Below are 12,951 nucleotides of genomic sequence, written 5' to 3'. Positions count from 1 at the left end.
CTATCGGTCAGCTCGTTAGCCGGCGAACATGCCGCGCCGCACCTTCTTGACCGGTGCCGGTTCGACATAGCGCGGTTCGGCTTCCGCCTGCGCCAGTTTGAGTCCCTGAGCATTCATTTCGGCCATCACCTCGGCTTCGCTGCTGCCCGACTCCAGCGCCGCCGCCCGGACCGGCGCCATGCCGTCAGCATTGCCGTCGAAATGCACCGAGCAGTCGAGCCGCGAGCCACACATGACCGACTTGGCCAGCACGCTAACGAAAGTCATTTTAAAAGGAACGTTCATCAGCGGAATGCTGATGTGGGTACCGGCCAGTTTCTCGGGACTGCCCCAGATCATCTTGACCAGGGCCGGCAAGCGGCGGTCGATACGGCTGGCAACTTCGGCGGCACGCTGCAGATGATCGTTCTCGGGGGCACGCGTCAGCAGGCACTGCACGGTCAGATGGGCGGGAGAATACCAGCAGGCCCAGCGTGTTCCTTCGGCAACGGGATTGGCGAACTCGGCTGAACAGGCGCCGGAAACGGCAAGCAGGACCACCATCAGAAAGTGGTGCACAACATGGCGAAATGCGTCCATGGACAATCTCCGGCAATCCCGCTGTCGTGGGGGGAAGCCGTGGCTTCTCCCGGTAGACCGGTGACTTTGCGACCCCGCCTTTCGGTCGGGTGTGCCATTTACGGATCAGAACAGACACGCCTTGCGACTACGCCTATCCCCCTCTGGTGATTTTGACAAATAAACCACACTCGACTTAATTTTTATCAAATATTTGATTTGTGTCAACTCAAAAATCTGGCGTTGCGCTAGGCCTTTTGGCCTATTTGTGCTTAACCGAGGCCTAACCAAGTAGGCGTATGCTTGGAAGAAAAACCTCGGTCACCAGGACCTGTTGCTTGCCCAGCCGGTGAAGCGATCGGCGCGCCCACAGCACCGGCGGCGGTGCGCACAAGGCCGCTGCCCGCTGATAGAGCTGATGGCGCCGGTCGAGCCGCAAAAACTCGATCCGCCCGCGGCGGAATCCCGGATAGGCAAACAGCAGCGAACCGAGCGAGCGGGAGCCGAGGCGTGCCATCCAGCGCGTCAGTCGGCCATGTCCCGTGGTCGCCAGGGTGGTATGGGCGAAGATGACCGGTGTGCCGTCGCATTCGAGGGCGACTTCGCGCACCCAGGCCAGGTTGCGCCCCACCGCACCGCCCGCCGACTCGTCGGCCAGAGCCCGGCCCTTGCCGTAGCGCAACAGGCGCACGCGGAAGGTCGAACAGGAGCGCTGGCAGCGCGCCGTCAGCGAATCGGGTTCAAGCAGCCAGGAACGCAGTATCGGGTCGCAGGAATCGCCGGACAGGCGTGACTGCCACTTGCTACGCTTCATCAGCGCGGACGCGGCGCCTTGTCCATGCCGCCCAGTTTCATACCCGGCTTAATGCCGCGCTGGGCGAACCAGCCGAGGTTCATCTCCAGCGCGAAACGGGCCGGCCGGCGGGCGCAGTGGTTGTCTTCGGTCTGCGGCTGCATGTCTTCGATATTGATGATGGTGCCGCCAGCGTCCATGAAGGCCACCGACAGCGGCAGCAGCGTATTGCGCATCCACATGCAATGGGTGTTTTCATGGTCGAACACGAAGAGCATGCCATGCTGCGGCGGCATGGCCTTGCGGTTCATCAGGCCGACCTGGCGGTTCTGGTCGGTCGCCGCCACTTCGGCTTCGATGCGGTGGAAACCGGCCATCAGTTCCATCATCGGCATCGCGTTCTGCGCCCAGGCGGCGCCGCTCGCGGCCAGCCCGGCCAACAGGGCGATCACTGTCTTGTTCATTCGATTTTTCCTTGCAAATCCTGGTAGTCGCCGTCGATCCGGCGCCATTGCCCGAGCCCTAGGCCATCCAGCGACAGGGCGCCGATGGCGGCCCGGATCAGGCGCAGCGTAGGATACCCGATGGCGGCCGTCACGCGCCTGACCTGGCGGTTCTTGCCTTCTGAAATGCGGATTTCCAGCCACGCCGTCGGAATCGCCGCCCGGTAACGGATCGGCGGATCGCGCTGCCAGAGGCCGGGCGGTTCGTCGATGCGCCGTACCTTGGCCGGCCGGGCGGTGAAATCGGACAGTTCGATCCCGGCCCGCAGCCGGTCCAGCGCCGCTTCGTCCGGCACGCCCTCAACCTGCGCCCAATAGGTTTTTTCCAGCTTGTGCTTCGGATCGGAGATCCTGGCCTGCAACTTGCCGTCGTCGGTCAGGATGAGCAGGCCTTCGCTGTCGGCGTCGAGCCGGCCGGCGACGTAAACGCCCTTGACCGGGATGAACTCGTCCAGGGCCCGCCACTTGCCTTCCGGCGTGAACTGGCTGAGGACGCCGTAAGGCTTGTTGAGGCAAACGATGGTGGACACGGCGGCAGACGGAAACGATAAAGCGCGATTTTCGCCGATATTTGCTATCGGCCGTAGACCGCCGGCCATTGATAAAACATCAAAATCAACAAAATTATTGCACTGACTACGCCTTTCTGCTTAGATAGTCACCAGCCGATCTTCCGGCCGTATCTCCGGTGCAGCATGAACAGGTTTCTCCTTGACCGCCGTTACTGGCTCGTTCCACTGGCCTTGTGGAGCGCCATCGTGGCCTCGTCGCTGGCCTGGAACCTGTTCGCGATCCAGCGCCAGGTGCTCGAACTGAGCACCAGCCAGGGCCGCGAGGTGTTCCACATGATGGACGCCATGCGCCTGTGGAATGCCCGGCACGGTGGCGTTTATGCCAAGATAACCGAGGACACCCCGCCCAATCCCTACCTCGACGTGCCGGACCGCGACGTCGAAACGCTCAACGGCATGCGCCTGACTTTGCTCAACCCGGCCTACATGACGCGCCAGGTTACCGCCACGGTGCGCGAACTGACCGGCGTTCAGGTCCATATGACCAGCCTCAAGCCGATCAATCCGGGAAATCTGGCTGATGCCTGGGAAACCGCCGCGCTGCAGGACTTCGAACGCGGTGGCAAAGACCGGGCCGAATTGGTGCAGATCGGCGGGCGGACCGTCGCCCGTTTCATGGCACCGCTGGTCACCCGGCAAGCCTGTCTCGACTGCCATGCCAAGCAGGGCTACAGGGTGGGCGATATCCGGGGCGGCATCAGCGTCACCCTCGATACCGCGCCGTTTGTCGAACCGCTGCGTGTGCAGAAGCGTAATTCGGTCCTCGTGCATCTGGTCGGCTGGCTGCTGGTGGCTGCCTTGACGCTGTTTGCCCTGGCACGCTGGCGGGAGCAGGTGCTGGCCCTGGGACGGGCCAAGGACGAACAGGAAGCGCTGGTGGAACTGCGCACCAGCGAATTGCGCCGCGAAGTGGTGGAGCGCCGGCAGGCGGAAATCCGCTTGCGCCTGCTGATGGACGCCTCCGGCAACGGCATTTTCGGGCTGGCCGCCAACGGCGAATGCACCTTCATCAATCCGGTCGCCCAGCGCCTGCTGGGGCTGAAGCAGGCCGACACCATGCTCGGCCGGCCCATCCTCGACCTGATCACCCCGGACGCCGCGCCCAATCAGCAGTTGCATGAAGCGCTGCGCCTGGGTCAGAGCCTGCACAGCGACGACTGCGTTTTCGCCCGGGCCGACGGCACGCCCTTCCATGTCGAAGTCCGCCTCGATCCGATCGACGGCGACGGCACGGCGGGCGCCGTGGTGAACTTTGCCGACATCACCCAGCGCAAGGCGACGGAAGCCAGCATCTGGCACCAGGCCAACTATGACGCGCTGACCGGCTTGGCCAACCGCCGCCTGCTCAGCCACCGGCTCGACCAGATGATCACCGACGCCCGGCGCAGCCGGGAAATCATCGCGCTGCTCTTCGTCGATCTCGACGGCTTCAAGGCGGTCAACGATGCCTACGGCCACGACGCCGGCGACAACGTGTTGCGCGAAACGGCGCTGCGCCTGCAGGCCGGAACGCGTGAAAGTGATCTGGTCGCCCGTCTGGCCGGCGACGAATTCCTGGTCGTCCTGCGCTATCTGGCCAACCGCGAACATGCCGGCATGGTGGCCGGCAAACTGGTCGACCTGCTGGGCAAGCCGGTCCCGTTCGCCGGACACGATCTGCAGGTATCGGCCAGCGTCGGCATCAGCATTTACCCGGACGATGCTGAAAATGCCGGCGAACTGGTCAAGGCGGCCGACCTGGCGATGTACCGGGCCAAGGAGGCCGGCAAGCACACCTACCGCTATTACGCCGGCGGCCGCTACACGGAATGCTGGTTGCCGGCAACCTGAGACAGGCCGTTATCGGTGCCCGCCAGCCAGCAGCGCCACGGATTTCAACGCTTTTTAGGACGATCCGGGCGATCGGCGCCGCACCACCAGATTGCCGACAAAAACCTGCACCGCCTCGCCGTTCTGATTGAGCGTGGTGGTGCGCACCCGGATCATGCCCTGCTCCGGGCGCGACTTCGACGGGCGCACGTCGAGCACTTCGCTTTCGACGCGCAATTCGTCGCCCGGACGCACCGGGAGCGGCCAGCGCAACTCTTCGATACCGGCACCGACGATGCCGCCAGCCGGCCTGAACGGACTGTCGACGAGCAGGCGCATGGTCAGCGCTGCCGTATGCCAGCCACTGGCCGCCAGGCCGCCGAAGATCGTCTGGCGTGCCGTCTCGGCATCGAGATGGAAGGGCTGCGGATCGAACTCGCCGGCAAAGCGCCTGATCTGCTCGTCATCGACCCGTAAGCGGCCGGAGGCGAAGGTTTGGCCTACGGCGAAATCCTCAAGATAGTGCTCGCTCATCGGCATTTCTCCAGTCTGGTCAGCTGTGGCAGGAAATCGGCAGCATACCGTGCCGCGCCGAACGCAGCGCGCTGCCGGCAGCTGGTTAGACCGGCCGCCCTGTCCTCGCTTCGCTCAGTGGCTGGTGCCTTCCGACTTGGTGATCTTGTTCCACACGTTGTACTTGCCGACCGGTTTCTTCATCGGCAGACGCTTCACCTCCCGCAGCGTCGCGGCGTCGTAGACGATGATTGCGCCATCCATTTCCCACAGGCTGGCCAGCACGTACTTGCCGTCGCGGGTGAACTCGACGTGCGCGAAGGTCTTGCCCGGCTCGGGCTTCAGTTCGGCGACGATTTCCAGCTTGTCCTTGTCGATGATCTGCATGGTGTCCTTGAACTCCTTGCTCATCATCGAATCGGTCCATGCGTAGCGGCTGTTTTCGTGGCTGCGCATGAAGAAGCCGGGGCCGCGCGTCTTGATCTGCTTGACGGTCTGCCAGGTCTTCATGTCGATGATGCTGATCAGCCCTTCGTTCAGGTTGGGCGTGGCCATCACTGTCTTGCCCTGCCACTGCCAGGAAATGCCGGAACCGAGGTGCGGCATGCCGGGTAGTTCGAGGTCGGCGATTTTCTTGCGCGCATCGAGATTGACCACTTGGCCGCTCACCGCGCTCTTTGCGTCGTTGCGCGAGGCGCCCATAACCTCGTCATAGCCCTGGGTGAAGTAGAAGTCGTCGAGGTAGTCGTCAAGCTGGGTGCGCTTGGGGTTCAGGAAACCCGGCACGAAAGCCCCTTCCTTGTACTTGTAGTCATGGATCATGCCGGCCGGGATGTCGTCGGCCTGCGGGTTGTACGAGACCTCCCAGACCTCTTTCACATCCTTCAGCGCAGCGACGAAGCTCTGGCGCGGGCTGGCGTCATAGACCGCGGAGACACGCGACGAAACCTTGCCGTCCTTGTCGGCCACCGGCAGGATTTTCTTGAGATTGAGGTCGGCATCGAGGATGACCAGGCTGTGAGGCAGGTAGTTGGCCACCGCCACCCATTTGCCGTCGCCGGACACCGCCGCGTTGCGGGTATTGATGCCGGCGCGCACTTCAGCCACTACTTTCAGGTTCCACAGGTCGTACTTGGTGATCCAGCCGTCGCGCGACGCGAAGAAGACGTAGCGGCCGTCCGGCGTGAATTTCGGTCCGCCGTGCAGGGCGAAGCGCGACTGGAAGCGATGGATGGGTTCGAGCTTGTCGCCGTCGAGCACCGAGACATGGTGATCGCCGCTTTCGACGACAACAAACAGGTTGAGCGGATCAGCCTTGAATACCGGCTTGTCGGGCAGCGGCTGTGTTTCGTAGACGATGCGCGACGCGCCGATTTCCTTCTCGCCCCAGGCTGGTGCCGGCAGGATGGGCGTGTAGACGTAATCGACCAGGGCCTTGATTTCCTCGGCCGACAGCTTGTCGCCGAAGCCCTGCATCTGCGTTGCCGGCCGCCCCTCGCGAATGACCTTCTCGGCTTCCGGCTTGCGTAGCCGCGCAAGGTTGTCCGGCAGCAGTGCCGGCCCCAGCCCGCCGAGGCGATCGGCCCCGTGGCAGGCGGCGCAGTGCTGCTTGAAATTGGCCTGCACGTCGGCCGCCTCGGCCAGCTTGGCCATGCCGAACAGGAAGTAGACGGCAAAGCTGGCCGGGATCAGGATTTTCCAGCTCATAGACCAATCTCTTCGTCGGACAGATAGCAACCGGGATCTTCCGCCCACGGGTCGCTGCTCATCTGCTGGGCGCGGACGCGGGTGTTGCCGTTGCAGATCTGCAGGTAGGCGCATTCGCCGCAGCGTCCCTTGACCGCCCGCGGGTGCTGCTTGAGGCCGGCCATCAGCGCATCCGAAGTATCCGGCCAGATCTGCGAAAACGGCCGCTCCTTGACGTTGCCCAGGGTGTGATGCCACCACATGGTATCCGGGTGCACATTGCCCAGGTTGTCGATATTGGCGACATTGACGCCCGACGAGTTGCCGCCCCACTGGCGCAGCTTGGCCTCGACATGCGCCGCCTGCTCCGGGAAGTTCCGGCGCACCCAGTGCAGAAAATAGACGCCGTCGGCGTCGTTGTTGCCGGTCGTGAATTCCTTCTCCAGGCCGCGCTGCTGGTAATCCCGGCAGGTGTCAAACAGGAGGTCCATGGCCCAGCGCGTCAGCTGGTGCTGGGCGTCGTCCTTGCGGTTCTTGTTGCCGCGGCCGGCGTAGTTGAGGTGCGAGAAATAGAAGCGGTCGATGCCTTCGTCCTCGACCAGCTTCAGCAGGCCGGGCAGGTCGTGGGCATTGTCCTGGGTCATCGTGAAGCGCACGCCGATCTTCAGGCCGAGGTCGCGGCACAGGCGGATGCCGTGCAGGGATTTCTCGAAGGCGCCATCCAGGCGACGGAACTTGTCGTGCGTCGCACCCAGCCCGTCGAGCGAGACGCCGACGTAGTTGAAGTCGCACTCGGCGATCTTGTCGATGTTGCTCTCGTCTATCAGCGTGCCGTTCGACGACAGGCCGACGTAGAAGCCCTTGGCCTTGGCGCGCTTGGCGATGTCATAGATATCCGGCCGCAGCAGCGGTTCGCCGCCGGACAGGATGAGCACCGGCACATTGAAGCCGCGCAGGTCGTCCATGACGGTATAGACCTGTTCGGTGGTCAGTTCACCCGGGAAATTGGTGTCGGCCGAAATGGAATAGCAGTGTTTGCAGGTCAGGTTGCAGCGCCGGATCAGGTTCCAGATCACCACCGGCCCCGGCGGATTGCGCTTGGGACCGAGCGGCGTCGGCGATGCGATTTCCTGCATGTATTGGGAGATACGGAACATGAAAAGCCCTTGTCTTTAGTGGTGGCTATTGCAACGCAAGCACCGTCCGCCAGCCTTGACGTGCATCAACGGTATGCCAGCCACCCGCTTCCGGCAAGGCGAATTTCCGGGTTGACGGCACGCCGCGTCATCGCGATGCCGGCTCAGCCGTTAACGGGGGTAGAACCATAAGCGGTATACTTTTTCGATGACATCGAATGTGCAAAGCATTGTCGGCAACGAGCCGGCCATTTCCGGTCGCTGGGCGACCGACGTGGAATCCCGGTTGGCTGCGGGGGAACGGCTGCAGGCCAGCCTGGAAACCGATCTCGACCACAACCTGAAATTCGCCGACGGCCTGATCGTCGTCACCGACCGCCGCCTGCTGACCCGCGGCGCCGGCCATGCCGATTGGCAGGAGTGGTCGCTGCGCGGCGGCCTGCAACTCAATCATCACGACCATGCCGGCGTCGGCACCCTCGAACTGCTCGACGAACAAGGGCGCCTGGCCACCTGGCGCTATACGCTGGCCCGCAACCTGGCCGCCCTGCGCATCATCGCCGAATTCGACCTGCATCGCGACAGCCTGGCGAGCGGCCAGCCGGTCGTCCGCCCGAGCGAGGATGTCTGCCCCAAATGCAAGACCCCGCTACCGCCGGGCGAGGACGAATGCCCGATTTGCAACCGCGAATCGACCGCCGCGCCGTCGACGTGGACGCTGTTCCGCCTGTGGCGCTTCGCCCGCCCCTACCGCTGGCAACTGTTCCTCGGCTTTGCCCTGACCCTGGCCTCGACCGCCGCGACGCTGGTCCCGCCCTACCTGACCATGCCGCTGATGGACAATGTGCTGATTCCGTTCCAGAACGGCCAGCCGATCGACTGGGGCCTGGTGTCGATGTACCTCGGCGGCCTGCTTGGCGCCGCGCTGCTCGCCTGGGCGCTGGGCTGGATCCGCACCTACATCCTGTCGCTGGTTTCCGAGCGCATCGGCCGCGACCTGCGCACCACCACCTATGAACACCTGCTCGGCCTGTCGCTCGAATATTTCGGTGGCAAGCGCACCGGTGACCTGATGGCACGGATCGGCAACGAGACCGACCGCATCAACATCTTCCTGTCGCTCGATCTGCTCAACTTCGCCACCGACCTGCTGATGATCGTGATGACGGCCGTCATCCTGTTCTCGATCAATCCGTGGCTGGCGCTGGTCACCCTGCTGCCGCTGCCCATCATCGGCTGGATGATCCACTTCGTCCGCGAAAAGCTGCGCACCGGCTTCGAGAAGATCGACCGCGTGTGGGCCGAAGTGACCAACGTGCTGGCCGACACCATTCCCGGCATCCGCGTCGTCAAGGCCTTCGCCCAGGAAAAGCGCGAGGGCGACCGCTTCCGTGCCGCCAACGAGCACAACCTGCAGATGAACGACAAGCTGAACAAGACTTGGTCGCTGTTCACGCCGACGGTCACGCTGCTCACAGAAGTCGGCCTGCTCGTCGTGTGGATTTTCGGCATCTGGCAGATTTCCAAGGGTTCGAGCACGGTCGGCGTGCTCACCGCCTTCCTCGCCTACATCGGCCGCTTCTACACCCGCCTCGACTCGATGAGCCGCATCGTGTCGGCCACCCAGCGCGCCGCGTCAAGCACCAAGCGCATCTTCGACATCCTCGACCACGTCTCCAGCGTTCCCGAACCGAGCAACCCGGTGCACCTGTCCGGCGTCACCGGCCAGATCGAGCTGAAGAAGGCCGGCTTCCGCTACGGCACGCGCGCCGTCACCCGCGACGTCGACCTGGTCATCCGCCCGGGCGAGATGATCGGGCTGGTCGGCCATTCCGGCTCCGGCAAGTCGACGCTGGTCAACCTGATCTGCCGCTTCTACGACGTGTCCGAAGGCCAGGTGCTGATCGACGGCGTGGACGTGCGCTCGGTGCCGGTCGCCGAATTCCGCAGCCACATCGGCCTCGTGCTGCAGGAACCTTTCCTGTTCTTCGGCACCATCGCCGACAACATCGCCTACGGCAAGCCGGACGCGACGCGCCAGGAAATCATTGCCGCCGCCCGCGCCGCCCATGCCCACGAATTCATCCTGCGCCTGCCGCACGGCTACGACTCGCTGGTCGGCGAACGCGGCCAGGGCCTGTCCGGCGGCGAGCGCCAGCGCATTTCCATCGCCCGCGCCCTGTTGATCGACCCGCGCATCCTGATCCTCGACGAAGCGACCTCGGCGGTCGATACCGAGACCGAGAAGGAAATCCAGAAAGCGCTCGACAATCTGGTCAAGGGCCGCACCACCATCGCCATCGCCCACCGCCTGAGCACCCTGCGCAAGGCCGACCGGCTGGTCGTCATGGATCGCGGCCGCATTGTCGAAATCGGCAACCACGACCAGCTGATGGACGCCGAAGGCCACTACTACAAGCTCTACATGGCCCAGGCCCGTAACGTCGATACCGAGGACACGCTGCAGCGCGCCCCCGAACTACCGAAAGCCCACGCGGAGTAAGCCATGGACCGAGCCATGACCAACGTCAATTTCCAACTCCATTGCGACAATTTCGGCCGCCTGGTTCTCACCGATGCCGAGGGCCAGCGCCACGAAGGGGTGACCCCGGTGCGCGCCTTTCCCATCGCCGCCCCCGACGAAGGCCTGTCGCTGATCAATTTCGAAGGCCATGAAGTGGGCTGGGTCGAGCGCATCGCCGACCTGCCGCCGGCCATCCGCGACGTGATCGAAAGCGACCTGCGCAGCCGCGATTTCGTGCCGGAAATCGCCCGCATCAGCGAAGTATCGAGCTTCGCCTGCCCGAGTACCTGGCAGGTGGAAACCGACCGCGGCGCAGCCGAACTGCGCCTCAAGGGCGAAGAAGACATCCGCCGCCTGTCACAGACCCGCCTGCTGATCGCCGACGCCAACGGCATTCAGTTCCTGGTCCGCGACCTGAGCAAGCTGGACAAGCAAAGTCGCAAGCTGCTCGACCGCTTCCTGTAGCGGTCCGCTTCCCGCCGTGTAACGGCCTGTACGGGAGTGTGACAATTTTGCACAGCCGTCAGCCGCAAACGGCGTGAAAACGTTAATAATGCTGAAATTAGACATTCATCACTGCCGGCCAACGGAGCATAAGCCAAGAGCATGAAGAAAAAGGACATCATCTTTCGGGACATGATTTCACTGCGTGGCCCGAGCATCTGGACCTATCCGCCGTCCATCGAAAGCTGGATCGACATCGGGGAACTCGAAGACTACCCCTCCAACAAGATTCCCGGCCTCTACGAGCGCCTGACGGCCTGGCTGCCGTCGCTGGTCGAGCACCGCTGCAACTACGACGAGCGCGGCGGTTTCCTGCGCCGCCTGCAGGAAGGCACCTGGGCCGGCCACATCCTTGAGCACGTGACGCTCGAACTGATGACCCTGGCCGGGCTGCCCGACGGCTTCGGCCGCACCCGCGAAACGACGACGCGCGGCGTCTACAAGCTGGTAGTCAGCAACTTCCACGAGGAATGCACCCGCCTGGCGCTGCAAATCGGCCGCGAACTGCTGCTTGCCGCCATCCACGACGAGTCCTTCGACGTCGCCGAAGCGATCAAGCCGCTGCGCCGCAAGGTCGACCGCAAGTACCTCGGCCCGTCCACCGCCGCCATCGTCAATGCCGCCGAAGCGCGCAAGATTCCGCACATCCGCCTGCTCGATGACGGCAACCTGGTCCAACTCGGTTACGGCGCCGCCATGCGCCGCATCTGGACGGCCGAAACCGACAGCACCAGCGCCATCGCCGAAACCATTTCGCGCGACAAGGACCTGACCAAGGAACTGATTTCCTCGGTCGGCGTGCCGGTGCCGGAAGGCCGCGAGGTCGACAATGCCGACGACGCCTGCGAAGCCGCCGACGACATCGGCTTCCCGGTGGTCGTCAAGCCGACCGACGGCAACCATGGCCGTGGCGTGTTCATCGACCTGAAGAGCGCCGACGACGTACGCAAGGCCTACGCCATCGCCGTCGAGGAAGGCTCCGGCGTGCTGGTCGAACGCTCGATCCAGGGCATCGAGCACCGCCTGCTGGTTATCGGCGGCAAGCTGGTCGCCGCCAACCGCAGCGACCTGATTACCGTGACCGGCGACGGCAAATCGACCGTACAGGAATTGATCGACAGCCAGATCAACATCGACCCGCGCCGCGGCACGACCGAACTGCATCCGCTGTCCATCATCCGCATCGACACCGCGGCCCAGATGGAACTCGACCGCCAGAAGCTGACCGCCGACAGCGTGCCGGAAACCGACCGCGAAGTGCTGATCCAGCGCAACGCCAACCACGCCTTCGACTGCACCGACGAAGTCCATCCCGATACCGCCGCCATCGCTTCGCTGGCCGCCCGCGTCGTCGGTCTCGACATCGCCGGCATCGACCTGGTCTGCCAGGACATCTCGAAGCCGCTGGCCGCCCAGGGCGGCGCCATCGTCGAAGTCAATGCCGGCCCCAGCCTGCTCATGCACATCAAGCCCGGCGTCGGCAAGCCGCGCCCGGTCGGCCAGGCCATCGTGGACAACCTGTTCTCCGCCAACCAGACCGGCCGTATCCCGCTGGTCGGCGTCACCGGCACGCACGGCAAGACTGCCGTCGCCAAGCTGGTCGCCCACCTGCTCTACCTGTCCGGCAGCAAGACCGGCCTGGCCTGCAGCGACGGCCTGTTCCTCGACCGCCGCCAGGTGCAGAAGACCGACGCCGAGAACTGGGCGGCCGGCCATCGCCTGCTCCTCAACCGCGCCGTCGAGGCTGCGGTGATCGAAAACGGCGCCAAGGTCATCCTCGGCGAAGGCCTGGCCTACGACCGCTGCTCGGTCGGCATCATCACCAACATCGTACCCGCCGATGAAGAACTGTCGCGCTGGGACGTCCAGCCGACCGGCGGCGAGTACTACACCACCCACCGCTCGACCTATCGCACCCAGGTCGACGTCGTACTGCCGTCCGGCTACGCCGTGCTCAACGCCTCCGACCCGATGGTCGCCGACATGGCCGAGCTGTGCGACGGCGAGGTCATCTTCTTCACCGGCGATCCGTCCTGCCTGAAGCTGGCCGAGCATTTCGCCGCCGGCAAGCGCGGCGTTACCGTCGCCGACGGTCGCATCATCCTGCGTACAGGGAACGACGAAACGCGCATTTGCCGCCTCGGTGACGTACCACTGATCGGCAAGGGCAAGAATCCGGACGACATCGCGAACGTGCTGGCCGCCGTCGCCGCCGGCTGGGCGCTGGGCCTGACCCTGGAAGTCATCGCCACCGGCGTCAAGACGATCGGCCTCGACCTGCCGGACCCCGAGATCCTGTTGCCGATCCAGGCCAAGAAGCCGCTGCGCGCGGTACTGCAAAAATAACAAGGAA

The 12,951-nt window shown here is 64.1% G+C and carries 11 protein-coding genes and 1 riboswitch; of the genes, 4 read left to right on the top strand and 7 right to left on the bottom strand.

What is annotated here, in order from left to right:
- Window positions 1–15: 15 nt before the first annotated feature.
- The 4 genes from LZ012_RS18315 to LZ012_RS18300 form a co-directional block, all read right to left on the bottom strand.
- On the bottom strand, window positions 16–579 hold the full coding sequence (locus LZ012_RS18315; RefSeq protein ID WP_275712370.1) for a hypothetical protein: 564 nt from the start codon (window positions 577–579) through the stop codon (window positions 16–18).
- An 8-nt stretch (window positions 580–587) separates the two neighbouring features.
- Window positions 588–685, bottom strand: a riboswitch (cyclic di-GMP riboswitch).
- Between the two features lie 156 nt (window positions 686–841).
- Window positions 842–1,372 carry a chorismate--pyruvate lyase family protein gene (locus tag LZ012_RS18310; protein WP_275712369.1) on the bottom strand — a complete coding sequence of 177 codons (531 nt, stop codon included), beginning with the start codon at window positions 1,370–1,372 and terminating at the stop codon, window positions 842–844.
- Window positions 1,372–1,815: a DUF192 domain-containing protein gene (locus LZ012_RS18305; protein WP_275712368.1), complete on the bottom strand. Its 444-nt coding sequence runs from the start codon at window positions 1,813–1,815 to the stop codon at window positions 1,372–1,374. Before LZ012_RS18305 ends, LZ012_RS18310 begins: the two co-directional genes overlap by 1 nt.
- The gene (locus tag LZ012_RS18300; protein ID WP_275712367.1) at window positions 1,812–2,384 is read right to left on the bottom strand and encodes a pseudouridine synthase; all 573 of its coding nucleotides are present in this window, start codon (window positions 2,382–2,384) and stop codon (window positions 1,812–1,814) included. The genes LZ012_RS18305 and LZ012_RS18300 overlap by 4 nt, the downstream gene beginning before the upstream one ends.
- Window positions 2,385–2,549: 165 nt before the next feature.
- Between LZ012_RS18300 and LZ012_RS18295 the strand changes: the two genes are divergently transcribed.
- Window positions 2,550–4,256, top strand: coding sequence for a diguanylate cyclase domain-containing protein (locus tag LZ012_RS18295; RefSeq protein WP_275712366.1), 1,707 nt, complete (start codon window positions 2,550–2,552; stop codon window positions 4,254–4,256).
- 54 nt (window positions 4,257–4,310) lie between these two features.
- Here the strand turns inward: LZ012_RS18295 and LZ012_RS18290 are convergent, their stop codons facing one another.
- From LZ012_RS18290 to nirJ, 3 genes are all read right to left on the bottom strand, one after another.
- Window positions 4,311–4,769 carry a MaoC family dehydratase gene (locus LZ012_RS18290; RefSeq protein ID WP_275712365.1) on the bottom strand — a complete coding sequence of 153 codons (459 nt, stop codon included), beginning with the start codon at window positions 4,767–4,769 and terminating at the stop codon, window positions 4,311–4,313.
- A 114-nt stretch (window positions 4,770–4,883) separates the two neighbouring features.
- On the bottom strand, window positions 4,884–6,455 hold the full coding sequence (locus LZ012_RS18285) for a cytochrome D1 domain-containing protein (protein WP_420839553.1): 1,572 nt from the start codon (window positions 6,453–6,455) through the stop codon (window positions 4,884–4,886).
- Window positions 6,452–7,591, bottom strand: a complete 1,140-nt coding sequence (nirJ, locus tag LZ012_RS18280; protein WP_275712364.1) for a heme d1 biosynthesis radical SAM protein NirJ — start codon at window positions 7,589–7,591, stop codon at window positions 6,452–6,454. Before nirJ ends, LZ012_RS18285 begins: the two co-directional genes overlap by 4 nt.
- A gap of 199 nt (window positions 7,592–7,790) precedes the next feature.
- Between nirJ and LZ012_RS18275 the strand changes: the two genes are divergently transcribed.
- From LZ012_RS18275 to LZ012_RS18265, 3 genes are all read left to right on the top strand, one after another.
- A complete protein-coding gene (locus tag LZ012_RS18275) occupies window positions 7,791–10,073 on the top strand; it encodes a cyanophycin metabolism-associated ABC transporter (protein WP_275712363.1) in 2,283 nt (760 codons plus the stop codon).
- A 3-nt stretch (window positions 10,074–10,076) separates the two neighbouring features.
- Window positions 10,077–10,559, top strand: a complete 483-nt coding sequence (locus tag LZ012_RS18270) for a cyanophycin metabolism-associated DUF1854 family protein (RefSeq protein WP_275712362.1) — start codon at window positions 10,077–10,079, stop codon at window positions 10,557–10,559.
- A 141-nt stretch (window positions 10,560–10,700) separates the two neighbouring features.
- Window positions 10,701–12,944 (top strand): cyanophycin synthetase, encoded by a 2,244-nt coding sequence (locus LZ012_RS18265; protein WP_275712361.1) that lies wholly within the window; start codon window positions 10,701–10,703, stop codon window positions 12,942–12,944.
- Window positions 12,945–12,951 lie beyond the last annotated feature (7 nt).

It is taken from the genome of Dechloromonas hankyongensis (assembly GCF_022012295.1).
Taxonomy (GTDB): Bacteria; Pseudomonadota; Gammaproteobacteria; order Burkholderiales; family Rhodocyclaceae; genus Azonexus; species Azonexus hankyongensis.
The sequence above is the reverse complement of the archived record's forward strand: the minus strand, read 5'-3'. Positions and strand labels throughout refer to the sequence as shown.